The organism is Nocardioides psychrotolerans, from assembly GCF_900113685.1.
GTDB lineage: Bacteria > Actinomycetota > Actinomycetes > Propionibacteriales > Nocardioidaceae > Nocardioides > Nocardioides psychrotolerans.
In genome coordinates this window covers 104,077-127,146 of record NZ_FOQG01000014.1, presented here as the reverse complement: position 1 = coordinate 127,146, position 23,070 = coordinate 104,077, and the positions used below count along the sequence as shown (strand labels likewise).

General features: G+C 71.6%; 24 protein-coding genes and 1 pseudogene. 18 read left to right on the top strand and 7 right to left on the bottom strand.

The window, feature by feature from the left end:
* A pseudogene (locus tag BM204_RS16520) lies at window positions 1-270 on the bottom strand (hypothetical protein); the annotation flags it as partial.
* Window positions 271-398: 128 nt separating this feature from the next.
* Between BM204_RS16520 and BM204_RS16515 the strand changes: the two are divergent.
* From BM204_RS16515 to BM204_RS16505, 3 genes are all read left to right on the top strand, one after another.
* Window positions 399-1,505 carry a DNA glycosylase AlkZ-like family protein gene (locus tag BM204_RS16515; protein ID WP_091115598.1) on the top strand — a complete coding sequence of 369 codons (1,107 nt, stop codon included), beginning with the start codon at window positions 399-401 and terminating at the stop codon, window positions 1,503-1,505.
* An 85-nt stretch (window positions 1,506-1,590) separates the two neighbouring features.
* The gene (locus BM204_RS16510; RefSeq protein ID WP_091115595.1) at window positions 1,591-1,857 is read left to right on the top strand and encodes a hypothetical protein; all 267 of its coding nucleotides are present in this window, start codon (window positions 1,591-1,593) and stop codon (window positions 1,855-1,857) included.
* An 11-nt stretch (window positions 1,858-1,868) separates the two neighbouring features.
* Window positions 1,869-2,276, top strand: a complete 408-nt coding sequence (locus BM204_RS16505; RefSeq protein WP_091115593.1) for a hypothetical protein — start codon at window positions 1,869-1,871, stop codon at window positions 2,274-2,276.
* On the opposite strand, the gene BM204_RS16500 is transcribed toward BM204_RS16505, so the two are convergent.
* Complete coding sequence (locus BM204_RS16500; RefSeq protein ID WP_091115591.1) at window positions 2,273-2,635, bottom strand: response regulator; 363 nt, start codon at window positions 2,633-2,635, stop codon at window positions 2,273-2,275. The two genes, BM204_RS16505 and BM204_RS16500, sit on opposite strands and share 4 nt — an antisense overlap.
* Window positions 2,636-2,640: 5 nt before the next feature.
* A complete protein-coding gene (locus BM204_RS16495) occupies window positions 2,641-5,478 on the bottom strand; it encodes an ATP-binding protein (protein ID WP_091115588.1) in 2,838 nt (945 codons plus the stop codon).
* 146 nt (window positions 5,479-5,624) lie between these two features.
* On the opposite strand from BM204_RS16495, the gene BM204_RS16490 reads away from it, so the two are divergent.
* Complete coding sequence (locus BM204_RS16490) at window positions 5,625-6,767, top strand: glycerophosphodiester phosphodiesterase (protein ID WP_091115587.1); 1,143 nt, start codon at window positions 5,625-5,627, stop codon at window positions 6,765-6,767.
* 81 nt (window positions 6,768-6,848) lie between these two features.
* On the top strand, window positions 6,849-8,636 hold the full coding sequence (locus tag BM204_RS16485) for an ABC transporter ATP-binding protein (protein WP_246166317.1): 1,788 nt from the start codon (window positions 6,849-6,851) through the stop codon (window positions 8,634-8,636).
* A 9-nt stretch (window positions 8,637-8,645) separates the two neighbouring features.
* On the opposite strand, the gene BM204_RS16480 is transcribed toward BM204_RS16485, so the two are convergent.
* Window positions 8,646-9,890: an MFS transporter gene (locus BM204_RS16480; RefSeq protein ID WP_091115584.1), complete on the bottom strand. Its 1,245-nt coding sequence runs from the start codon at window positions 9,888-9,890 to the stop codon at window positions 8,646-8,648.
* 88 nt (window positions 9,891-9,978) lie between these two features.
* Here BM204_RS16480 and BM204_RS16475 point away from each other — a divergent pair, with 88 nt between their 5' ends.
* From BM204_RS16475 to BM204_RS16460, 4 genes are all read left to right on the top strand, one after another.
* Window positions 9,979-10,389 (top strand): HIT family protein, encoded by a 411-nt coding sequence (locus BM204_RS16475; RefSeq protein ID WP_091115582.1) that lies wholly within the window; start codon window positions 9,979-9,981, stop codon window positions 10,387-10,389.
* Between the two features lie 20 nt (window positions 10,390-10,409).
* Window positions 10,410-10,811 (top strand): hypothetical protein, encoded by a 402-nt coding sequence (locus tag BM204_RS16470; protein ID WP_143099806.1) that lies wholly within the window; start codon window positions 10,410-10,412, stop codon window positions 10,809-10,811.
* Between the two features lie 52 nt (window positions 10,812-10,863).
* Window positions 10,864-11,631, top strand: coding sequence for an SDR family NAD(P)-dependent oxidoreductase (locus tag BM204_RS16465; protein ID WP_091115577.1), 768 nt, complete (start codon window positions 10,864-10,866; stop codon window positions 11,629-11,631).
* Window positions 11,632-11,741: 110 nt separating this feature from the next.
* A complete protein-coding gene (locus tag BM204_RS16460; protein WP_170259200.1) occupies window positions 11,742-12,752 on the top strand; it encodes a DUF3048 domain-containing protein in 1,011 nt (336 codons plus the stop codon).
* Between the two features lie 16 nt (window positions 12,753-12,768).
* On the opposite strand, the gene BM204_RS16455 is transcribed toward BM204_RS16460, so the two are convergent.
* Window positions 12,769-13,476 (bottom strand): TetR/AcrR family transcriptional regulator, encoded by a 708-nt coding sequence (locus tag BM204_RS16455; protein WP_091115573.1) that lies wholly within the window; start codon window positions 13,474-13,476, stop codon window positions 12,769-12,771.
* A gap of 136 nt (window positions 13,477-13,612) precedes the next feature.
* Here BM204_RS16455 and BM204_RS16450 point away from each other — a divergent pair, with 136 nt between their 5' ends.
* Genes BM204_RS16450 through BM204_RS16430 form a run of 5 tightly spaced genes read left to right on the top strand, consistent with a single transcriptional unit; the run spans window position 13,613 to window position 17,493 of the window.
* Window positions 13,613-14,140, top strand: coding sequence for a hypothetical protein (locus tag BM204_RS16450; RefSeq protein WP_091115570.1), 528 nt, complete (start codon window positions 13,613-13,615; stop codon window positions 14,138-14,140).
* 43 nt (window positions 14,141-14,183) lie between these two features.
* Window positions 14,184-14,741 carry a YqgE/AlgH family protein gene (locus tag BM204_RS16445; protein WP_170259199.1) on the top strand — a complete coding sequence of 186 codons (558 nt, stop codon included), beginning with the start codon at window positions 14,184-14,186 and terminating at the stop codon, window positions 14,739-14,741.
* Window positions 14,742-14,799: 58 nt separating this feature from the next.
* Complete coding sequence (locus BM204_RS16440) at window positions 14,800-15,048, top strand: DUF3039 domain-containing protein (RefSeq protein WP_246166327.1); 249 nt, start codon at window positions 14,800-14,802, stop codon at window positions 15,046-15,048.
* Window positions 15,045-16,847, top strand: a complete 1,803-nt coding sequence (locus tag BM204_RS16435; protein ID WP_091115565.1) for a DEAD/DEAH box helicase — start codon at window positions 15,045-15,047, stop codon at window positions 16,845-16,847. The genes BM204_RS16440 and BM204_RS16435 overlap by 4 nt, the downstream gene beginning before the upstream one ends.
* Before the next feature lie 10 nt (window positions 16,848-16,857).
* The gene (locus BM204_RS16430; protein WP_091115562.1) at window positions 16,858-17,493 is read left to right on the top strand and encodes an IclR family transcriptional regulator; all 636 of its coding nucleotides are present in this window, start codon (window positions 16,858-16,860) and stop codon (window positions 17,491-17,493) included.
* A 33-nt stretch (window positions 17,494-17,526) separates the two neighbouring features.
* Here BM204_RS16430 and BM204_RS16425 read toward each other — a convergent pair whose 3' ends face one another.
* Complete coding sequence (locus BM204_RS16425) at window positions 17,527-18,003, bottom strand: Lrp/AsnC family transcriptional regulator (protein WP_091115561.1); 477 nt, start codon at window positions 18,001-18,003, stop codon at window positions 17,527-17,529.
* Between the two features lie 81 nt (window positions 18,004-18,084).
* On the opposite strand from BM204_RS16425, the gene hppD reads away from it, so the two are divergent.
* Together hppD and BM204_RS16415 are read left to right on the top strand one after the other, a co-directional pair.
* The gene (gene hppD / locus BM204_RS16420) at window positions 18,085-19,317 is read left to right on the top strand and encodes a 4-hydroxyphenylpyruvate dioxygenase (protein ID WP_091115558.1); all 1,233 of its coding nucleotides are present in this window, start codon (window positions 18,085-18,087) and stop codon (window positions 19,315-19,317) included.
* Window positions 19,318-19,401: 84 nt separating this feature from the next.
* Window positions 19,402-20,058 carry a hypothetical protein gene (locus BM204_RS16415; RefSeq protein ID WP_174813026.1) on the top strand — a complete coding sequence of 219 codons (657 nt, stop codon included), beginning with the start codon at window positions 19,402-19,404 and terminating at the stop codon, window positions 20,056-20,058.
* Window positions 20,059-20,161: 103 nt separating this feature from the next.
* On the opposite strand, the gene BM204_RS16410 is transcribed toward BM204_RS16415, so the two are convergent.
* Window positions 20,162-20,803, bottom strand: a complete 642-nt coding sequence (locus BM204_RS16410) for a TetR/AcrR family transcriptional regulator (protein ID WP_170259198.1) — start codon at window positions 20,801-20,803, stop codon at window positions 20,162-20,164.
* A 74-nt stretch (window positions 20,804-20,877) separates the two neighbouring features.
* On the opposite strand from BM204_RS16410, the gene BM204_RS16405 reads away from it, so the two are divergent.
* Window positions 20,878-22,218 (top strand): cytochrome P450, encoded by a 1,341-nt coding sequence (locus BM204_RS16405; protein WP_246166316.1) that lies wholly within the window; start codon window positions 20,878-20,880, stop codon window positions 22,216-22,218.
* Window positions 22,215-23,066 (top strand): SDR family oxidoreductase, encoded by an 852-nt coding sequence (locus tag BM204_RS16400; protein WP_091115553.1) that lies wholly within the window; start codon window positions 22,215-22,217, stop codon window positions 23,064-23,066. The genes BM204_RS16405 and BM204_RS16400 overlap by 4 nt, the downstream gene beginning before the upstream one ends.
* Window positions 23,067-23,070 lie beyond the last annotated feature (4 nt).

Genomic DNA, 23,070 nt, shown 5'->3' with positions numbered 1-23,070 from the left:
GCCACGGAAGGGGGACTCGTGCCGGGCGAGGCCGAGCTGCGCGGCGACTCCTTCGCCGACGCGTCGGGCCGGCGCCCCCGCCTCGACCTGGGCGGATCGTTGGGAGCGGTCGAAGTCGACCGCCGCGATCGCCTGGATCGCACATGCGGTGTTCTTCAGCTGCTCGAGGGTCGCGATCAGGTCGATCCGCTCGGCGTCGTCCAGGTCGCGCGGGACCACGGCCAGGGCGGTGGCGGTCTGGCTGAGGTGAGCGATCCCGAGGTCGAACATACCTACGATTATATGACAACCCGCCGACATCCGGAAGCGACGAAGACGCATCTGTGGACAGCCGCTGCCATCGACGGACAACGAAGCCGCGGCGCGCCTGTTGGTGCCCAGGATGCCGGGGGCCGACCATGGCTGACGTGCACCAGCTCAGCCGCACCGAGGCGCGCCGCATCGCGATCCGCGCGCAGCTGCTGGACGCCGAGCGACCCACGGACGTCGTCGAGACGGTGCGTCACCTGACGCTGGTGCAGCTCGACCCGACCAACGCGATCGCGCCGAGCGCCGACCTGGTGCTGTGGAGCAGGCTCGGCTCGGCGTACGACCCCCAGGACCTGGTCGACGCACTGGACGAGCAACGACTCGTCGACTTCGGTGGTGCGGCCCGGGCTGCGAGGGACATGCGGCTCTTCCGGGCCGAGATGGAGCAGTGGCCGGGCGCCGGCGAGCTGAAGGACTGGCAGCGGCGCCTGCTCGGCTGGATCGAGGCCAACGAGGAGTGCCGCCGCGACATCCTCGAGCGCCTGCGCGGCGACGGGCCGCTGCCGGCCAGCGAGCTGCCCGACTCGTGCGTGGTGCCGTGGCCCTCGACGGGGTGGAACAACAACCGCAACGTGCGGATGATGCTCGAGCAGCTGGTGCAGCGCGGCGAGGTTGCGGTGGCCGGGCGCGGGGGGCGCGAGCGGTTGTGGGACCTCGCGGAGCGGATCTACCCCGACGACCCCGCGGTGCCCGCCGAGGAGGCCCTGCAGGTGCGTGACGAGGCGCGGCTGCGGGGCCTCGGCATCGCGCGGGCCCGCTCCGCGAAGGTGCCCGGAGAGCCCCACAGTGTCGGGGAGGCGGGCGAGGCGGCCGTGGTCGAGGGCGTCAAGGGGCAGTGGCGGGTGGACCCTGCCCTGCTCGGGCAACCGTTCGTGGGGCGTACGGCGCTCCTCTCGCCGTTCGACCGGCTCGTCTACGACCGCAGGCGGATGGACGAGGTCTTCGAGTTCGACTACGTGCTGGAGATGTTCAAGCCGGCGGCGCATCGGATCTGGGGCTACTACGCGTTGCCGGTGCTCCATGACGACCGGCTGGTCGGCAAGGTTGACGCGCGCGCCGACCGGGACGCCGGCGTGCTCGAGGTCGTGGCGATCCACGAGGACGCGCCGTTCACGAAGGCGATGACCGCGGCCGTCGCGCGCGAGATCCGTGACCTGGCCGACTGGCTCGGTCTGGACCGCTCGCCTGCCCGCTGAGGTCCGCCGTCACCATCGGCGCAGCCGCTCGTTGTCTGCTCTGACCGCACCTGAGGGGGCGCGGCAACCGACGAGAGGGACCGCCATGTTGCTCGCCGCGTTCGCGCTGGTCGTGCTCGCCGCGGCCTGCGGGCTCCTGGTCCGCGCCGGCGCTCCGCGCCCGACTCCGTACGACGAGCCCTCCGCCGCGGTCTGGCGCGAGGCCGCGCTGGCCGAGCGCTCGGAGGTGCGTGACCTGCAGCAGGCGATCGTCCACGCGCTCGAGACGCGCAGCGACCTCTACGCACACACCGTGCTGCGCTCCGCCCTGGACCGCTCGCACGGCTACGAGCCGGTCCGGGTCAGCCTGTGAGGCGCGCTGCCGTGGCGACGGCAGCGGCTCTCCTCCTCACCAGCCTGATCGGTCTCGTGGGTTGTGGCGCGGAGGAGGGCACCGCGGAGCCGGTCTTCGACGTCGGAGCGCCGACCGCGTCCGGCATCGACCCCGCGCTGGCCTCGGTCGCCGCCGACGTCGAGCGGCTCGCCGTGCGGCTGGAGGGCTTCTACCGCTCCGAGGACGCCTATCCACGCGACCTCGCCGGCGCGCTGGCGTCGCTCGGGCCGGCCGGTCAGGAGCTGAGCGAGGGCAACCAGATCGGCACCTACGTCTACGACGAGGACGCGGTGGAGTTCCGGCTGTGCGTGGAAGCGCCGGGTGGTGCCTGGGCGACCTACGACACCGCCCCGATGTCGGTGCGCGAGACCGGCGAGGGCGGCTGCCCCGACGTCTAGCGCGACGCGTTGCCGGCTGCGAGCGACTCCAGCATCGCCGGCAGCCGGTTGACGTCGGACTTGTCCATGACGACCACGCGACAACGGGTGATCTCGTCGCGGTCGAGTTCGCTGGTCCACCCGGTCCACAGCACGAACGGTGTCTGGTCGCCGGCGTCGCGGCGGATGCTCGCCACCTCGAGGCCCGACAGCGGCGGCATGGTCTGGTCGAGCACCGCGGCGTCGTAGTGGTCGGCCCCGAGCAGGGTGAGGGCCTCCTGGCCACTGGTGGCGGTGTGGACCACCCACCCGCGAAACTCCAGGAGCGTCGACATCATGAAACGGACGTCCTCGTTGTCGTCCGCCACCAGCACCTTCATGTCACTCAACCTATGCCCGCCAGCGGCATCGTGAGAACGAAGACAGAACCTCGCTCCCCGGTATGCGCGAGCGCCAGCTCGCCGCCCTGGGCGCGGGCGGCCTGTCGGGACACGTGCAGGCCGAGCCCGTTGCCGTGGCGGTGGGAGCTCGGTCCGAAGGCCTCGAAGAGGTGGGGGAGCACACGGGCCTCGACGCCGACGCCGTCGTCGTCGACGTGCACCGCTGCCTCCTGGCCGACCCGCGTGACCTGCAGGACGACCTGGGTCCGCGCCACGCGCAAGGCGTTCTCCACGAGGTTGTGCAGGATCTGCTCCGTGCGCCCCGGGTCGCAGGTGACGACCAGATCCTCCTCGATGAGCACCACGACCCGGTCGTGCTGCTGGGCCACCCGCTCGGCGAGCCCCCGCAGGTCGGTGGGCTCGGCGAGCGGGTCGAGGGCCACCCCGGCGGTGAGCCGGGACCAGTCGAGGAACTGGGTGACGAGTCGACTCAGCCGCTGGGCCCCGGCGCGGGCGCGTCCGGTCACGCGCTCGCGCTGCTCGTCGGTGAGCCCGTCCAGATCCAGCATCTCCAGCGCCCCGTTGATGACGGCGAGCGGTGTCTGCATGTCGTGGCTGACGCCGGCCAGCACCGTGGCCCGCACCCCGGTGGCCGCTACCTCGGCCCGGAGGGTGGCCATCTCCAGGCTCGCGCGGCACCGCGCGAGCAGCTCCTCGGAGGTGAAGGGCTTGACGACGTAGTCGTCGGCCCGGGCCTCGAGGGCCCCCGTCGCGGCCTCGGCGCCGGCGCGCGCGGAGAGGACGACGACCGGCAGGTGCGCGAGGCTCGGCTCCGACCGGATCGCCTTCAGCAGCCCGATGCCACCCATCCGCGGCATCATCACGTCGGTCACGACCAGGTCGACCGGCTCCGCACCCAGGACCTCCCAGGCGGCGACGCCGTCGGCGGCGCGTCGGATCGTGCCGAGCGGCGCCAGCACGCGCGCCAACCGGTCCCGCATCGCCGGGTTGTCCTCCACGACCAGCACGAGCGGGCCGGCGGCGCCCTCGCGTGCTCCGTCGTACGACGGGTCGGGGGCGTCGGCGGTCGGTGCTAGGTCGAGCGCGGGGGCGCGGGCCGCGTCGAGTCGTGTCGGCGGGAGCTGGTGCGGCGCCCCGGTGCTGGGACGCAGCGGGACCACGACCGTGAAGCTCGAGCCGGCGCCGAGCTGGGTGACCAGCTGGACCCAGCCACCCAGGGCGGCGGCCGCGTCGGCCACCAGTGCGAGCCCGAGCCCGGTGCCCTCCGCGTAGCCGGACTCCGGGGTCCGGACCCGGTGGAAGCGGTCGAAGACCCGGTCGACCTCCGGCTCGGGGATCCCGAGACCGGTGTCGGCGACGGTCAGCACAAGGTCGGAGTCTGCGACGGTCAGCGACACGGTCACGGAGCCCTCGTGGGTGTACTTGAGCGCGTTGCCGACCAGGTTGAGCAGGATCTTCTCCCACAGCTCCGGGTCGAGGTCGATGACGCCGATGTCGGGGTCGAGGTCACGGTCCAGGTGCATCCCGGCCCGGCTCGCCGCGGCCAGGAACGGCCCGAGCAGGTCGGCGGTGAGCTCGGCGACGTCGGTGGGCTCGCGGACGGCGACCAGGGTGTCGCTCTCGACCCGGGCGACGTCGAGCAGCCCGCCGACCAGGCGGAGCAGCCGGTGGGCGCTGGCGTGCATCACCTCGAGGTCGTCGCGCTCGATCGTTGCGACGCGTCCATTGAGGGCGTCCTCGAGCGGTCCCAGGATCAGCGTGAGCGGTGTGCGCAGCTCGTGGCTGACGCTGGAGAGGAACGACGACTTGGCCGCGTCGATCGCGGCCAGCGCCTCGACCCGGGCCTGTTCCTCGGCGCGCGCGGTGGCGAGCCCGAGCATCTGGCCGACCTGGTCGGCGACGAGCCCGAGGAAGCGCTGCTGCTCGTCGTCCGCCGGGCGCAGCGGGTTCGGCGCGACGACCAGCACGGCGCTCACGCCGTCCCGTCCGCGCACGGGGAGCGAGAGTCGCCGCCGTGGACGACCGTCGCCCGGGGTGGTCTCGAGCTCCTCGACCACGACGACCTGGTCCTGCCAGGCGCGCACGATCGAGCCGTCGGAACCGTCGGAGCCGTCGGTCTGGTCCGGCAGCGTGCCGGGGGGCACGTCGCCGAAGGAGCCGGCCCGGGCGAGCGCGGGCGCGAGGTCCGGTCCGCCGGGCAGGTAGAGGGCTCCGTGGTGCAGCTCGGTGTCCACCGAGTCAAGGGTCTCGACGCAGGTCGCGACGGCGGCCGAGACGTCCGTCAGGTCGGTGCGGCCGGCGAGCCGGTTGAGCAGGTCGAGACGCCGTGCGGCCACGACCTTCTCGGTAGTGAACGCGACCACGGTCAGGACGCCTCCGGGACCGTCGCCGTGCTCGCAAGGGACGTGGGAGTAGGAGAAGGTGAAGAAGGCCTCCTCGGGTTCGTCGCCGCGCTCGACGACGAGCGCGAGGTCCTCGTCCCAGACCGCCGGCCCACCCGCGAGGATCGCGGTCTGCATCGGGCCCACGACGTCCCACACCTCGGCGTACTGCTCCCGCAGGGGGCGACCGAGCGCGGCCGGGTGCTTGTCGCCGAGGGTGGGCACGAAGTCGTCGTTGTAGAGCATCACCAGCTCCGGACCCCACGTCAGCAGCATCGGGTAGCGGCTGCGCAGCAGGATGGCCGTCGCCGTCCACAGGGAGGGCGACCAGGTCGGGATCACGCCGAGCTCCGTCGACGCCCAGTCGTGCCCGGCGATCAGGCGCGCCATGTCGCCGCCGCCGTCGAAGAGCGGGTCCGCTGTGCTCCGAGGGGAGGACATGGCTCAGGAGACCACGGATCGGGGCGACGTGACCGGGGATCGTGCGGATCGGCCGGTGCCGGGCAGGGTGGGGCAGACCACCCGGGGTCACGCGCGGTTCACCCGGGGATCGCCGCGCCGTCATCTCGTTCCGGTCGGGTGTCGCCATGACATCTCGGAACCCCCTGTCCCGCTCCGTCCTCCTGCTCGCGGCCCTCGCCGCCACCCCGGTCCTGGTGGCCGGCCCCGCCCCTGCCTCTGCCGCTGCCTCTCCCGTCGCACCCGAGCGGTCGGCGGTGCACCAGCTCGCCGAGCCGCAGGTCTTCGGCCACCGGGGCGCGTCGGGCTACCGCCCCGAGCACACGCTGGCCTCCTACCGGCTGGCCATCCAGCTGGGTGCCGACTACATCGAGCCCGACCTCGTCTCGACCAAGGACGGCGTGCTGGTGGCCCGCCACGAGAACGAGATCAGCGGCACCACCGACGTGGCCGACCACCCCGAGTTCGCTGTTCGTCGTACGACGAAGACGATCGACGGCCGCCCGGTGACCGGCTGGTTCACCGAGGACTTCACGCTCGCCGAGCTCAAGACGCTGCGCGCCCAGGAGCGTCTGCCGCAGGTGCGCCCCGACAACACCCGCTACGACGGTCGCTTCGAGGTGCCGACGTTCGCCGAGGTGCTGGCCCTGGTGAAGGAGCAGTCGCGCAAGGCCGGCCGCCCGGTCGGGGTCGCGCCCGAGACCAAGCACCCGACCTACTTCGACTCGATCGGTCTCTCCCTGGAGGAGCCGATGCTCCGCGAGCTGAAGCTGGCCGGGCTGGACAAGAAGAGGTCGAAGGTGCTGATCCAGTCCTTCGAGGTCACCAACCTGCGTGAGCTCGACCGCCGCACCGACCTACCGCTCGAGCAGCTCGTGGACGGCAGCGGTGCGCCTTACGACCAGGTGGTCGCCGGCACCGGCACGACCTACCGCGACCTCGTGACGGCCGCCGGCCTGCGCCGGATCAGCTCGTACGCCGAGTGGGTCGGCCCCACCAAGGACCTGGTGCTGCCGCGCGACGCCGCCGGCGCGACCGGTGCTCCTAGCGACCTGGTCGACGACGCGCACGCCGCCGGCCTGCGCGTCGTGGTCTTCACCCTGCGTGACGAGAACCAGTTCATGGCCACCAACTTCCGTCGGGGCGTCGACCCCAACGCCAAGGGCGACATCCTCGCCGAGGTGACGGCGTTCCTCGACGCCGGTGTCGACGGGATCTTCGCCGACTTCCCCGACTCCGCGGTCGAGGCCCGCGAGGCCTGGCTCGACTGAGGCTCCCGCGGGCGCGGCAGCGGCCGGACGATCGACTTAGGTTAACCTAACCCGTTCGTCCGTCCGCGCCCGAGGAGATCCGTGACCACCCCTGCAGCACCCGCCGCACCCCTGCGCGCCCTCTGGGACCGCTACGGGCGCTACCGCACACGTTTCACCTGGGCCGTCGTCATGTCGGTGCTCAACAAGGTCGCCGACGTGGCGCCCGAGCTCCTCATCGGCGCGGCCGTCGACGTCGTGGTGCGCGGCAATGACTCGATCGTGGCCGACCTCCTCGGCGTCGACTCTCGCTACACCCAGCTCGCCTGGCTCGCGGGCATCAACGCGGTGATCTGGGTGGTCGAGTCCGCGAGCGAGTACGTCGCGGCCGTCCTGTGGCGTGGCCTCGCCCAGGGCGTCGAGCACGACCTGCGCGTCGAGGCCTACGACCACGTGCAGCACCTCGACCTGGGGTGGCACGAGTCGCGGCCGCAGGGCTCGACGCTGGCCACCCTCAACGACGACGTCAACCAGCTCGAGCGCTTCCTCGACATCGGCTTCCCGGCGATCCTGCAGACCACGCTCAACGTGATCCTGGTCGGTGCGGTCTTCGCGGCGTCCTCCTTGCAGCTGCTGGTCCTCGCCTTCCTGCCGATCCCGCTGATCGTCGTTGGCTCCCTGGTCTTCCAGCGCCGCCTCGAGCCGCTCTACGACCGCGTGCGCAGCGCCGTCGCCGACCTCTCCAGCGCGCTCGGCGCCAACCTCGGCGGCATCGCGACGATCAAGGCCTTCACCGCCGAGGACCGCGAGCGGACCCGCATCGAGGGCGCCTCTGCGGCCTACCGCGACGCCAACGCCGCCGCCATCCGCTCGTCGGCGGCCTTCGTGCCGCTGGTGCGGATGGCGATCCTCGCGGGCTTCACCTGCACCCTGCTCCTGGGGGGCTGGGCCACGCTGCGCGGCGACCTCGAGGTCGGCCTCTACTCCGTGCTCGTCTTCATGACCCAGCGACTGCTCTGGCCGCTCACCGATGTCGCGACCGTCCTCGACCTCTACCAGCGCGGCCGGGCCTCGGCGGGTCGCATCCTCGCCCTGCTGGCCGTGCCGGTCACGGTGCCGGCCGGCCACACCGTTCTCGCCAAGCCGGTCAGCGGCAGGGTCGAGCTGCGCGGGGTGCGCTCCGGCTACGCCGACGGGCCCGACGTGCTCCACGGCATCGACCTGGTCGTCCCGGCGGGGGAGACCCACGCGATCGTCGGCCCGACCGGGTCGGGGAAGTCCTCGCTGCTGCGGCTGGTGCTGCGCTTCGACGACCCGCGTGAGGGCACGGTGCTCCTCGACGGCCAGGACGTCCGCGACCTCGACTGGGACTCCCTGCGCGGCTCCATGGGCTACGTCGCCCAGGACGTGTTCCTCTTCGCCGGGACACTGGCCGACAACATCGCCTACGGCGCGCCCGGCGCGACCCGGGACGACGTACGACGAGCAGCGGCGCGGGCCGCCGCCCTCGACGTCATCAATGCACTCCCCGAGGGCCTGGACACCCACGTCGGCGAGCGTGGCGTCACGCTCTCGGGTGGCCAGCGTCAGCGACTCGCGCTGGCCCGTGCGCTGCTGCGCGACCCCGCGCTGCTGGTCCTCGACGAGGCCACCAGCGCCGTCGACAACGAGACCGAGGCCGCCATCCAGCGCTCCCTGGCCGACGTCGCGGCCCGCACGACTGCGCTCGTCGTCGCCCACCGGCTCTCGACCGTGCGCCACGCCGACCGGATCTGGGTGCTCGAGGCGGGCCGGATCGTCGAGAGTGGGACGCACGACGAGCTCATCTCCGCTGACGGCTCCTACGCCGCGCTGTGGCGGGTGCAGACCGGGGACGCGGTCGCGCGCTGACGGGCCGGGTCAGCCGGTGAGCGGTGCGTCAGCCCGCGCGAGCGTGACCTGGGCCAGCATCCGGCGCACCGGCCGCTGGCCGAGGGTGGCCAGCGCCACGGCCAGCACCGTGGCCGACACGGTGACGGCGAAGGCAGCCGGGTGGCCGTGGAGGTCGGCGAGACGACCGGCGAGGGTTGAGCCGACGGCGTAGCCGATCCCGGTCGCGCCGGCCAGCAGCGTCATCGCGAGGCCCACGCGACCAGCGGGAACCGCGCGCTCGCCGATGCTGAAGACACCGATCATGTAGGGCGCCACGCCGAAGCCGAGGAACAGCACGGTCACGATGAGCCCGGCGACCGAGTCGACGAGCAGCAGCGGCAGCGACAGGACCACGAGCGCCGATGCCGACACCAGGACCCGGCGCTCCTGGCCGACCCGCTCGGAGATCGCGACGGTCGCGAGCCCGGCGAGCACGCTGCCGACGCCGAGGCAGGAGTGGATGATCCCGGCGAGGCCGGGGCGCCCGACCTCGGTCGCCAGCGCGGTCGTGCCGGTCTGGATCGAGCCGAAGAAGAGGCCGAGGCAGCCCTGGGCGAGCAGCAGCCCGACGAAGACCGCGGTGAGGATGCGACCGTCACCACCGAGCGCGCCGGTGGAGCCGCCGGTGAGGCGGGCCGTCGGGTGGGCGGCGAACGCGCAGCCGAAGACGGCGAGGAGCGCGGCCGCCAGCAGCATCGCGCCGGACGGGGAGACCAGGACGACCACGACGCCCACGAGCGCCGGCCCGAGGACGAACGACGCCTCGTCGGCGGCGCCCTCGTAGGAGAACGCGGCGTCCATGAGCCGCGGCTGACGATGGCCGGTGTCACGGGTGATCGGGCGCCAGCGCACCCGGGCCAGCGGCCCGACCTGCGGCAGCACCAGTCCGACCAGCCCGGCCGTGGCGATCAGGGACCCGTCGGCGGCGTCGGTGCCGGTCAGGGAGACCAGGGCCACGAGTCCGACGGCGCCCACGATCGACTGCACCAGGACGACAGGGCGCTGCCCGACGCGGTCGGCGAGCTCACCGGCGACGGGCGAGCCGATCGCGTTGGCGACGGCGAGCGCGCCAGCGGCGAGGCCGCCGATGCCGTAGGAGCCGGTGGCGGAGGAGACCAGCAGCATCGTGCCGATCTGGCTCATGCTGAGCGGGAGACGGCCCAGGAACGCGACGGCGACGTAGAGGGGACCGGCGAGGTCGAAGAGACGCCGGTAGGAGGCGAGCGGTGACACGTGGGTCCTTCAGGGTAGGCAACGACAGCGCGCCGAACCCACCTCCAAGACGCGCAAAACCCTCTGCGCCTGAAGGATACTCGGGCACATGGCCACCTGCGTCTTCTGCGCGATCGTCTCCGGGGAGACCGAGGGGCACCTGGTCCTCGACGAGGCCGACTTCGTCGCGTTCCTCGACGTCCGCCCGGTCTTCAAGGGCCACGTGCTGCTCGTCCCGCGGCAGCACGTCGTGACCCTGCCCGACCTCCCGGCCGGGCTCCGTGACGGCTTCCTCGCCGCTGCCCAGCGGATCGCCACGGCCGTCGTCGACGAGTTCGGTGCGCAGGGCAGCTTCGTCGCGATCAACAACACCGTGAGCCAGTCGGTGCCGCACCTGCACCTGCACGTCGTGCCCCGCACCAAGGGCGACGGGCTGCGCGGGTTCTTCTGGCCGCGCACGACCTACGCCGACGGCGAGCCCGCGTCGTACGCCGCCCGGCTGCGCGCTGTTCTCACCTAGCCTGACCTAGCCTCGGAGGCATGAGGCTCTTGCTCGCCACACTCCTGGTCGCGGCGACGACCGCGTGCACGGCCACGACCGACCGGGCCCAGCGCTCGGCCCCGGCGCTCGAGCCGGCCACGACCGACACTGCCGTGTGTGCCGAGGTGCGCGCCGGCATCGCGGCGTTCAACGAGGGTGACTACGAGGAGACCATCGAGCGCTTCGTCGCCGCCGTGCCGCTGGCCGAGGACCAGCTCGACGGGTCGCCGGCGGCCGACGAGCTGCTCGAGGCCGTGCGCTGGTATGCCGAGCTGCCGGCCGAGGACTACCCCGAGGCCGCTATCTCCTCGCCCGAGTTCGCGACCTACAAGGCGATCACCCTGGGTCAGTGCGACCCCGTCGCGCCGACGCAGACCGAGCCCCCCGGCACGGAGGTCTGAGGCGCCTCTAGAGTGTCGGGCGTTCCGCCACCGAGACTAGGGAGTCAGCACCATGGGTCGTTATGACGGACGCATCGTCGTCGTCACCGGAGCCGCGCGCGGCATCGGGTTCGGGACCGCCACGCGGTTCGCCGAGGAGGGCGCGTCGGTCGCGATCATCGACCTCGACGAGTCCGCTGCCGCCGAGGCGGCGGCCAAGCTGCCGCTCGTCGAGGGCGCCAAGGCCCTCGGCATCGGCTGCGACGTGAGCAACGGGGAGTCGGCCGAGGCGGCCATCACCCGCACCGTCGCTGAGCTGGGCGGCATCCACGTGCTGGTCAACAACGCCGGCATCACCCGCGACAACCTGCTCTTCAAGATGACCGAGGACGACTGGGACCTGGTCATGAACGTCCACCTCAAGGGTGCGTTCCTCATGACGAAGGCCGCCCAGAAGCACTTCGTCGAGCAGAAGTACGGCAAGATCCTCAACCTCTCGAGCGTCTCCGCGCTCGGCAACCGCGGCCAGGCCAACTACTCGGCCGCCAAGATGGGTGTCCAGGGCTTCACCCGCACCCTCGGCATCGAGCTCGGCCCGTTCGGCATCAACGCCAACGCCATCGCTCCCGGCTTCATCGCCACCGAGATGACCGACGCCACGGCCGCGCGGCTCAAGATGGACGTCGAGGAGTTCCGCAGGCTCAACGCCGAGGCCAACCCCGTACGCCGTGTCGGCTTCCCCGAGGACATCGCTGCTGCGGCCGCGTTCCTCTGCAGCGACGAGGCGTCCTACATCACCGGTCAGACGCTCTACGTCGACGGCGGTGCCAAGCTCGGCTGACCAGCCGCCACACGACGCCACGCCACGCCGGGCGCCGAGGTCCCTCTTCACGGACCTCGGCGCCCGCACACTTGAAGTCGAGTGAATTGCTACACGTAGGGAGTTCCACCGTGCGCTCAACCCGCCTGCTCGCCACCGTCATCATCGCCGGAAGCCTCGTCCTCGCCGGCTGCGGAGGCGACGAGAAGAGTCCCGCGAGCGACAGCCCCGAGGCGCAGGCCAGTGCGGCCGCTGCCGAGACGCCCCAGACCTGGCCCCTGACCGGCCTCGACGTCGCCGACGGCAAGAACGCCGAGCAGAAGCACCCGGTGCTGGTGCTCAAGATGGACAACACCCCCTCGAGCGCACCCCAGGTCGGGCTCGGTGAGGCCGACCTGGTCGTGGAGGAGCTCGTCGAGGGCGGGGTGACCCGCTTGGCTGCCTTCTACTACTCGCAGGTCCCCAGTGAGGTCGGCCCCGTGCGCTCGATGCGCGCGAGCGACATCGGCATCGTCAGCCCGGTCGGGGCCGCGATGGTCACCAGCGGCGCTGCGCCGATCACGATCAGCCGCATCAAGGACGCCGGCATCACGTTCTTCGCCGAGGGTGCCAAGGGGTTCTACCGCGAGAGCAGCCGCTCGGCGCCGTACAACCTCTTCACCAACCTCGCCGACACCGCCTCCTTGATCGAGCAGGGCGCCGAACGACCCCAGGACTACCTGCCCTGGGGTGACGCGGAGGACCTGCCCTCGGGCCAGCCCGCGACCGAGATCTCGGCCAGCTTCTCCGGTGGGCACACGACCACCTGGTCGTTCCGCGACGGCGGCTACGTCAACGACAACTCCTTTGCCGCCGAGGGCGACCGCTTCCCGGCCGACACCGTGCTGGCGCTGCGGGTCGAGGTCGGCGACGCCGGCTACCGCGACCCGGCCGGCAACCCGGTGCCCGAGACGATCTTCGAGGGTGCGGGCGACGCGATGCTCTTCCACGACGGTCGCCTCGTGCGTGGCACGTGGTCGAAGAGCTCGCTGAAGGCTCCGATCCAGCTGCGGACGCAGGCCGGTCCGCTCACCGTGCCCGCGGGTCGGGTCTGGATCGAGCTGGTGCCCCGGTCCGGCGGGGACGTGCAGTTCAGCAAGTAGCCGCGGAGCGGCCCCGTCACGAGGTCGCGGAGTCGTCCTCGTGGAACGCGTTGGGCAGGGTCACGTCGTTCTCGACGAGGACCTGGAAGCCCGAGAGGATGAAGCCGATCGCGGTCTCCACGCGCACGGCGGCCGCGATCGGGTCGTCGGAGCTCGAGACGGCCTCGCCGGCCGATGACATCGCCCCGAAGAAGATCCGGGCGAAGGTCTGCTGCATCGCCTCGTCGAGCTCCCAGTCGCCGGCCGTGAGTACTGACTTGACGATGTCGAGGACATTGGCGAACGTCGAGCGCTCCTCCTGCTCGCGGTAGCGCTCGTAACCGAGGACCGCAGGTCCCTCCTGGATCACGATCCGTCGGTAACGCGGCTCCTGCACGACCTCGAGGAACGCGCGCAGGCCGGCCAGCGCCTTCTCCCAGGGGTCGTCGCGATGGCCCTTGAGTGCTTTCTTGACCGCCTTCGAGGCATCGCTCTCGACCCGCTCGAAGACGGCCTCGAAGAGCGCCTGCTTGCCGCTGAAGTGGTGGTAGAGCGCGCCCTTGGTGACCTGGGCGCCCGCGACGATCTGGTCCAGGGACGCGGCGGCGTAGCCGTGGTCGGTGAAGAGCTGCTCGGCGACGTCGATGAGGGCGCGCTTCGTCGAGGCGGAGTATGCCGCGCGCCTGCTGGCGCCGGGGACGCTGGGCACCTTGGGGACGAGCCTGGAGACCGAGGACTTGCTCATTCGACGAAGCATAGGTGTGACGCCTGGCACTGGTGGTCAGGATCACCCCTCGTGGGGTTGGTATCCCGAGGGTCGGTTCCATACTCTGAGTACGTACCTTCAGTATGTGAGTGCCCGAGAAAGTAGAGGCCTGACCATGACCTGGACGACCTTTCGCAACCGGGGCGAGCTCCTCCGCCTCGTCACCACCGCCGCCGACGATCGCCGCAACGGCACCCTCCCGATGGACCTCGACGGCGTCGCCGCGACGTTCGGTGACGAGCTGACCCTGCTCGCCGCCCTGCAGCTGAAGTGGCACACCCGCCTCGCGGGCAGCATCGAGCGTGCTCTCGTCGACCAACCGATGGACCTGGACGAGGCCATCGAGCGTGCCTGGGGCGAGACCGCCGACACGCTGCCCGGGATCCGCATGATCCTCGACCACTACCGGGTCGAGCCCCTCGACGACGCCATGGCCGAGGCCATGACGAAGGCGACGCGCAAGGAGCACGTGATGTTGGCCGTGATGGCCGGACGCTCCAGCGTCGGCGACGCCACGTCCGCCGGTGTCGGCGCCCGTCTCGAGGAGGCGGCCCGGCTGCGCCACCATGGCGCGCCCGCCGTGGTGCTGCACCCGGCCCGACCCAGCCTGCTCGAGCGACTCAAGGCGGTCGTCGCAGCCTGACGACCGACCCCCGGCGCGGCCGGGACTGGTGCATGATGGCGAGGTGACCGACGTGCAGGCAGGGATGCTGCTCGTGGCCACGCATGCGCTGCTGGACCCCAACTTCGCTGCGACCGTCGTGCTGATCCTCGACGTCGACGACACCGGTGCCCTGGGCGTGGTGCTCAACCGCCCCTCCGGGCTGCCGGTGGCCGAGGTGCTCGAGCCATGGCGCGACGTCGTGGCCGAGCCCGAGGTGCTCTTCCAGGGCGGACCGGTCGGCATCGAGGGTGCCCTGGCCGTCGCGCTGCTGCGTGCCTCGACGCCCTCGCCCGTGGGGTTTCGTGAGGTGACCGGTCAGCTCGGCCTGGTCGACCTCGACACCCCGGTCGAGCTCCTGGAGGGCAGCGTCGCGGAGATGCGGATCTTCGCGGGCTATGCCGGGTGGGGTGCGGACCAGCTCGACGCAGAGATCGAGGAGGGCAGCTGGTACGTCGTGTCCGCGCAGGCCGACGACATCTTCCGCGAGGACCCCAGCGACCTCTGGCGCGACGTGCTGCGCCGCCAGCCCGGCGACCTGGCGTGGCACTCCACGCGGCCGGTCGACCCCGACCTCAACTGACGACCGCCCGATCTGACCTGAGGCCCCGAGTCGTCGTAGAGTTGGCGCCGTGACCACCATCGGCTTCTCGACCACGACGGATGCGGGCGTCGAGCAGGACCGTCGCACCGTCCCGACCGACGAGGGTGACCACGAGCGCTTCTCGCACTACGTCGAGAAGGAGAAGCTCACCGAGGCGATGGTGATGGGCACGCCCGTCGTCGCGCTGTGCGGCAAGGTCTGGGTGCCCAATCGCGCGCCGGAGAAGTTCCCCGTGTGTCCTGACTGCAAGGACGTCTGGGAGAACCTCAAGGACGAGAAGGAGTGACCGGCGGCGACCAGCCAGCCGCCTCCTCGCCCTCCACCGGCCTCGCCCCGGGGCTCACGCCTGCCTGGCCGGATCGCGCGGCCTGGGGCACGGCGCCCTCGCTGCGTGCGTGGCAGACCGCCGCCCTGCGCGACTACCTCGCCCGGATGCCTCGCGACTACCTGGCGGTGGCGACCCCGGGCGCTGGCAAGACGACCTTCGCGCTCTCGCTCGCCGCGGAGCTGATCGGTCGCCGCATCGTCGACCGGATCATCGTCGTCGCCCCCACCGAGCACCTCAAGCTCCAGTGGGCGGAGGCTGCGGCCAAGGCGGGCATCCCCATCGACCCGACGTACTCCGCCGGCAAGGGCAAGATCTCCAGCGACTTCCTCGGCGTCGCCGTCACCTATGCCGGCGTCGCGGTCAACCCGCTCGCGATGCGCATCCGCAGCGAGCGCTTCAAGACCCTCGTGATCCTCGACGAGGTGCACCACGCCGGTGACGCGCTGTCGTGGGGCGAGGGCGTGCGCGAGGCGTTCCAGCCCGCAGCCCGCCGCGTCGCGCTGACCGGCACGCCGTTCCGCTCCGACATCAACCCGATCCCGTTCGTCACCTACGCGCCCGGCGACGACGGCGTCCCGCGCTCGGTCGCCGACTACACCTACGGCTACGCCCAGGCGCTGGCCGACCATGTCGTCCGCCCCGTGCTCTTCCTGGCCTACTCGGGGGAGATGCAGTGGCGCACCCGCGCCGGTGACGAGATCGTCGCCCGTCTCGGCGAGCCGCTCACCAAGGACCTGACCTCCCAGGCGCTGCGCACCGCGCTCGACCCGGCCGGCTCCTGGATCCCCTCGGTGCTCGAGGCGGCGGACCGTCGCCTCTCGGAGGTACGACGCCACGTGCCGGACGCCGGCGGGCTGGTGATCTGCACCGACCAGGAGTCCGCACGTGCCTATGCCAAGGTGCTGCGCCGCATCAGCGGCGAGGCCCCGGTCGTGGTGCTCTCCGACGAGAAGGCCGCCTCGAAGAAGATCACGGGCTTCGCCACGAGCGAGGCGCGTTGGATGGTCGCGGTCCGGATGGTCTCCGAGGGGGTCGACGTGCCACGGCTCGCCGTCGGCGTCTACGCCACGACCACCTCGACCCCGCTCTTCTTCGCCCAGGCCGTCGGTCGTTTCGTGCGGGCGCGGTCCCGTGGAGAGAGCGCCTCGGTGTTCGTGCCGTCGGTGCCGGCCCTGCTCGGCTTCGCCTCCGAGATGGAGGTCGAGCGCGACCACGTGCTGGGCCGCAAGGTCAGCGACGAGGGTGACATCTTCGCCGCCGAGAAGGAGCTGATGGCCGCGGCCGAGGCCACCGGCACCGAGGGCGAGGACGAAGGCCTGCCCTTCGAGGCGATCGGCTCCGAGGCCCGCTTCGACCGGGTGCTCTACGACGGCGGCGAGTTCGGCCACGCCGGCGAGGTGCACGTCGGTTCCGACGAGGAGATGGACTTCCTCGGCATCCCCGGCCTGCTCGAGCCCGGCCAGATGCGCGAGCTGCTCCAGCAGCGCCAGAGCGACCGCGCCAAGTTGCAGAAGCGTGCGACCCCGGAGCCGGACACGATCGCCGAGGTCTCCACCCACGAGCAGCTGGCGGTGCTGCGGCGCGAGCTCAACGGCCTGGTCGCCGCCTGGCACCACCGCACCGGCAAGGCCCACGGCATCACCCACGCCGCCCTGCGCAAGGAGTGCGGTGGTCCCGCAGCCGCGGTCGCCAACGCCGAGCAGCTGCACCTGCGCATCGACCGCATCCGCGAGTGGGCTGCCCGCAAGTCCTCCTAGACTCGCGGCCATGCCCACCGAGACCTCGCAGACCCTCGACCGGGGCCTGCGCGTGCTCGAGGCGCTGGCGGCGTCGCCGGGTGGGCTGACGATCACCGAGCTCTCGGGTCGGCTCGAGGTCAACCGCACCGTGGTCTACCGGCTCGTGAGCACCCTCGAGCAGCACGCGTTCGTACGCCGTGACGCCCGCGGTCGCCTCCACGTCGGCCTGGGCCTGTTGCACCTCGCCTCGGCCGTCCACCCGCTCGTGCGTGACGTCGCCGTGCCGGTGCTGCGTGAGCTCGCCGAGGGCGTCGGCTGCACGGCACACCTGACGGTCACCGAGGGCGAGGAGGCGCTGGCGCTCGCGGTGGTCGAGCCGTCATGGACCGACTTCCACGTGAGCTACCGGGTGGGGTCCCGCCACCCGCTCACCCGCGGTGCCGCCGGCAAGGCGATCCTGCTGGGGCGCGAGACCGACCCGGCGCCGTACGTCCTGACGTCGGGGGAGCTGCAGGCGGGAGCGCAGGGGCTGGCGGCTCCGGTGCTCGGGGTCGCCGGGCTCGAGGCGAGCGTCGGCGTGGTGACGCTGGGTGACCTGGACGCCGACGTGCTGGGACCGCGCGTCGCGGCCGCCGCGACGGCGATCGCCGACCGCTTGAGGTAGTCGCGCCGCGGCGGGCCGAGCCCGCGAGGGCGATCAGGTCCGTGCCAGCGGCAGCGTGCGGAACGGCACCTGCTCGGCCAACGCGATCACCGTCGAGCAGCGCTCGACCCGCTCGTCGTCGAGCGCGCGGTCGATCACCCGTTGGAGGTCGGCGTTGGAGCGCGCGACGACGCGCACCCACATGTCGCCGGAGCCGGTGATGGTGTGCGCCTCCAGCACCTCGGCGATCCCGGCGAGGTGACGCCCGACCGCGTCGTGCGCGCCCTCGTGGGTGACGGCGTCGCCGGCGCCCTGGCGGATCTCGAGGGTCAGGAACGCCGTCACGGGGTAGCCCAGGGCCTCGGGCGACAGGTCCGGGCCCCAACCGGTGATGACGCCCGACGAGCCGAGCTTGTCCAGGCGCGCCTGCACCGTGCCGCGCGCGACGCCGAGCCGGCGCGACGCCTCGAGGACACCGACGCGCGGCTCGTCAGCGAAGAGGTCGATCACTCTGCGATCGAGATCGTCCACGTGGCCCTCCGCTGCTGGACAGGTTGTGCAAGGTTTTGCGGCAGTGTTGCACAGAGTGTCGTCCGACGACACGCTGAAGCCATGACGACGACGCAATCGACCGGCGGCGCCCTGACCGCCGACGAGCTCAAGGCCGACCTGACCCTCGAGCAGCTCAAGGAGCTCGTGGGCCTCGTGGACTACGACGCCAGTGCCGACGTCTTCCCCGTCACCGCGATGGACGCGGTCTGCTTCGTGGTCGGCAACGCCACCCAGACCGCGACCTTCTACCAGCTCGCGCTCGGGATGGAGCTCGAGGCCTACCGCGGCCCGGAGACCGGCACCCGCGACTCGAAGTCCTACGTGCTCCGCTCGGGCAGCGCCCGCTTCGTCTTCACCGGGGGCGTGACGCCCGACAGCCCCGTCCTCGAGCACCACCGACGCCACGGTGACGGCGTCGTCGACCTGCCCCTCGAGGTGCCCGACGTCGACCGCTGCATCGACCACGCCCGCTCGGCCGGCGCGCGGATCCTCGAGGAGCCCCACGACGTCACCGACGAGCACGGCACCGTGCGCACCGCCGCCATCGCTACCTATGGTGAGACGCGGCACACCCTGGTCGACCGGAGCCGCTACGCGGGGCCCTACCTGCCCGGCTACGTCGCCCGCGCCACCACCGTCGCGCGGCGTGAAGCTGCCCTGGATCCCACCCGGCCCAAGCGGCTCTTCCAGGCCGTCGACCACTGCGTCGGCAACGTCGAGCTCGGCCACATGGACGAGTGGGTCACCTTCTACAACAAGGTGATGGGCTTCACGAACATGGCGGAGTTCATCGGCGACGACATCGCCACCGACTACTCCGCACTGATGTCCAAGGTCGTGGCCAGCGGCAACCACCGGGTGAAGTTCCCCCTCAACGAGCCGGCGGTCGCGAAGAAGAAGTCGCAGATCGACGAATACCTCGAGTTCTACGCCGGCGCCGGCTGCCAGCACATCGCGCTGGCGACCAACGACATCCTGCGCTCGGTCGACATCCTGCGCGACAACGGCATCGAGTTCCTCGACACCCCCGATTCCTACTACGACGACCCCGAGCTGCGCGCGCGCATCGGGGCGGTCCGGGTGCCGATCGAGGAGCTCAAGAAGCGCAAGATCCTGGTCGACCGCGACGAGGACGGCTACCTCCTGCAGATCTTCACCAAGCCCATGGGTGACCGTCCCACCGTCTTCTTCGAGTTCATCGAGCGGCACGGATCGCTCGGCTTCGGCAAGGGAAACTTCAAGGCACTCTTCGAGGCGATCGAGCGTGAGCAGGACGCCCGGGGCAACCTCTGAGTGGCCCGGACCACACCGTCGATCCAATCCGGGTAGCCCCTGGTGTCGAAGACCAGGCACATTCTCCCCATCGATTGGAACCCCATGCGTATCAAGCCCAGCCGCAAGTCCATCGCCGGTATCGCCGGTCTCCTGCTCCTCGCCGCTCCCCTTGCCGCCTGCGGCAACGACGACGACGCCGGCAGTGGCAAGGCGCCGACCCCGGTCGCCGCGATCGACGACCTCAGCGGCGGCGAGACCACCGCGATCAAGCTCGACAAGGGCTTCACCGACGCGCTCGCCTCCCTCAAGCTCACCCCGGGCGTCCTCGGCAGCGCCAAGCTGACCGACGGCTCGCTGATCTTCCCGATCACCGGCGGCAACGTCACGATCTTCACCCCGGGCGAGGTCTCGCCCTATGTGATCGGTCAGATCGCTCACGAGTCCTCCGGCCTCTCGCTCGAGGCCGGCGGCACCACCGTCGAGCTGCGCAACCTCAACGTCGACCCGGGCGTCTCCCGCGTCTACGGCGACGTCGTCGTCAACGGTGAGGTGGCCGTCACGTCCGCCTACCTGTTCCGCCTCAACGGCAGCACGCTGAAGGACCTGCAGACCGAGGGCGACACCGCCATCCTCGAGGGCACCAAGGTCTTCATCTCCGACGTGGCCGCTGGCCTGCTCAACGACACGTTCAAGACCGACGCCGTCACCGACCAGCTCCTCGTCGGCGTCGCGAAGATCACCGTCAAGGTCCCCAGCTGACCTGACCGCTCTCCCTGCACGAATCCCTGCACGAATCCCTGCGCGAACGACGCCGTCCTGCTCCTCCAGGGCGGCGTCGTTCCGCGTCTGCGTCCTGGGCGCCTCAGGTCGGACGGCGTACGACGGCCGCCAACAGGTCGGCGCCGAGGTCGACGACCTGGTCCCGGTCGAGCGCGACGTCGCCGTCCAGCCAGGAGCCGACCAGCTCGGCGTAGCCGGCCACGAACACGATCGCGTGGTGGCCCGCCCTGGCACCGCCCCACGCCTGGTCGCCGAACAGGCTCGAGGACTGGGTCGCCACGAAGTCGGCGAACCAGCCGATCAGCGACTGTCGGCGCTCGCGCAGCGCCGCATTGGCGCTGGACTCCCGGGTGAGCACGCGCCCCTTGGCCGGAGTCGTCGACAACACGTCGACGACCGCGCCGAGCGCCGCGCGCACCCGGGCCTGCGGTGAGCCGTCGCTGGCCCGGACGGCGGCCAGCGCCGCGTCCGCGATCTCCGTGGACACCGCGTCGAGGGCGGCCGTGAGCGCCTCGTCGCGCGCACGGAAGCTCTCGTAGAAGTAGCGCTCGGTCAGGCCGGCCTCCGCGCAGATGGCGGTCATCGTGGTCCGGTCCTCGCCCTGCGTGCCCAACAGCGTGATCGTGGCGGCGACCAGGCGCTCGCGGCGCTCGGCGGCGCGCTCGGCCTTGCTGCGCCCGCCGTAGGAACGACCTAGTTGGTCCTGCTGATCTGGCTGGACCACTTGACACTCCTTCTCGTCCAGGACAAAACTGACAGACGTCCCTGTCAGATGTCCAGCCATCCGAGGTGAAGGTCGTGCTCCGACCACCGCTCGCCAAGATCCCCCTGATCGGGCACACGCTCGACTACATGTCCGACCCCCTCGCCTTCATGCGCCGCCAGCACGCGCTCGGGCCGGTCACCGAGCGGCGGATGATGGGCCTGCGGTGGACGTTGCTCAGCGGGCCCGACGCGTGCGAGGCCGCCCTGCGCAACGCCGACAAGGCCTTCGCCAACGGCCCCGGCTGGGGGTTCCTGGTCGGTCCGTTCTTCGACCGCGGCCTGATGCTGCTCGACTTCGCCGAGCACCACCGCCACCGACTGCTCCTCCAGCAGGCTTTCACCCGCCCGCGCATCGAGGGCTACGTCGAGCAGCTGGTGCCGGCGATCAGCCGCGGGCTGGACGCCTGGGTGGCGCAGGGTGCGACCGTCGACGGGGGAGCCTTCCTGGCCTACCCGGCGCTCAAGGAGCTGACCCTCGACCTCGCCACCCAGATCTTCATGGGCGGCGCCGACCTGGCCGACGACGCCGAGCTCGACGCGCTCAACGACGCGTTCATCGCCTGCGTCCAGGCCGGTGGGGCACTGGTGCGCCTCGACCTCCCCGGGACCCGCTGGCGTCGTGCCCACCGCGGTCGCCGGCTCCTCGAAGGTTTCCTGCTGCGGCACCTGCCGGCCAAGCGCGCCACCGAGGGCAACGACCTGTTCTCGGTGCTGTGCCACCTGCGCACCGACGACGGCGAGACCTTCAGCGACGAGGACGTCGTCAACCACATGATCTTCCTGCTGATGGCCGCTCACGACACCTCGACGATCACGGTGACGACGGCGTTGCAGCACCTGGGCCAGCACCCGGAGTGGCAGCAACGCTGCCGGGAGGAGTCGCTGGCCCTGCCGGAGCACCCGAGCTTGGCCGAGCTGGAGACGCTCACCTCGTTGGACCTGGTCATCAAGGAGAGCTTGCGGCTGGTGCCGCCGGTGCCCCTCCTCGCGCGGCGTACGGTCAAAGCCACCGAGGTGCTGGGCGTCCCCGTCCCGAAGGGCCGCTTCACGGCGGTGATGGTGCACCTCTCCCACCACCTGCCCGAGCTGTGGACCGACCCGGAGCGCTTCGACCCCGACCGCTTCTCTGACGAGCGACGCGAGGACAAGTCGCACCGCTACGCGTGGGAGCCGTTCGGCGGCGGGGTGCACAAGTGCCTCGGCATGGCCTTCGCCGGTGCCGAGGTCTCCTTGATCCTGCACCAGGTGCTGCGCCGCTTCGAGTGGCGCATCGACGCCGACTACGTCGCTCCGCTCGACTACCACTCGCTGCCGTTCCCCGCGGACGGGCTCCCGATCGAGCTGCACCCCTACCAGGCAAGGACCCCCGCATGAAGCGCACCTCCAGGAATCCTCAGGGCCGCGACCTCTCCGCCCTCACGCTCGTCGTCACCGGCGGTGCTCGCGGCATCGGCCAGGCGACCGTCGACCGCTTCGCCCGGCAGGGTGCGACGGTCGTCATCGGCGACCTCGACGTCGATCTCGCACGCTCGGTCGCCGACACCTATGACACCCGCGTCACCGCAGCCCGGCTCGACGTCACCGACCCGGCGTCGTGGCAGGAGTTCCTCGCTGAGACCGCGGAGGCCGGGCCGATCGACGTGCTCGTCAACAACGCCGGCATCATGCCGCTCGGCTCGGTCCTGAAGGAGCCCGACGCGGTGACGCGGCGCATCGTCGACATCAACCTGCACGGGGTCATCAACGGCACCAAGGCCGTCGTGCCGGGGATGATCGAGCGCGGCAGCGGCCACGTCGTCAACGTCGCCTCGGCCGTGGGTCGGATCGCGCTCGCCGACGGCGCGACCTACTCGGCCTCGAAGTTCGCCGCCGTGGGCTTCAGCGAGGCCACGCGCGCCGAGCTCCGTCCGCACGGGATCGAGGTGACCGTGGTGCTGCCGACCGTCGTGCTCACCGAGCTCTCGGCGGGCGTCCCGGCCACGCGGGGGGTCCGCCCCGTCACCGCCGACGACGTCGCGAAGGTCATCGAGCAGGCCGTGCGCAGGCCCAAGCCCGAGCTCTGGGTGCCGCGCTGGTCGCAGGGCCTGACCAAGGTCAGCCAGCTGCTGCCCCGCGGGGTCCAGGACGCGGTGGCCCACGCGTTCAAGGCGGACTCCGCCCTGGCGGAGGCCGACCAGGGCGCCCGCGCGGCCTACGAGGCGCGGGTGCGCGGCGGCAGCTGAGGTC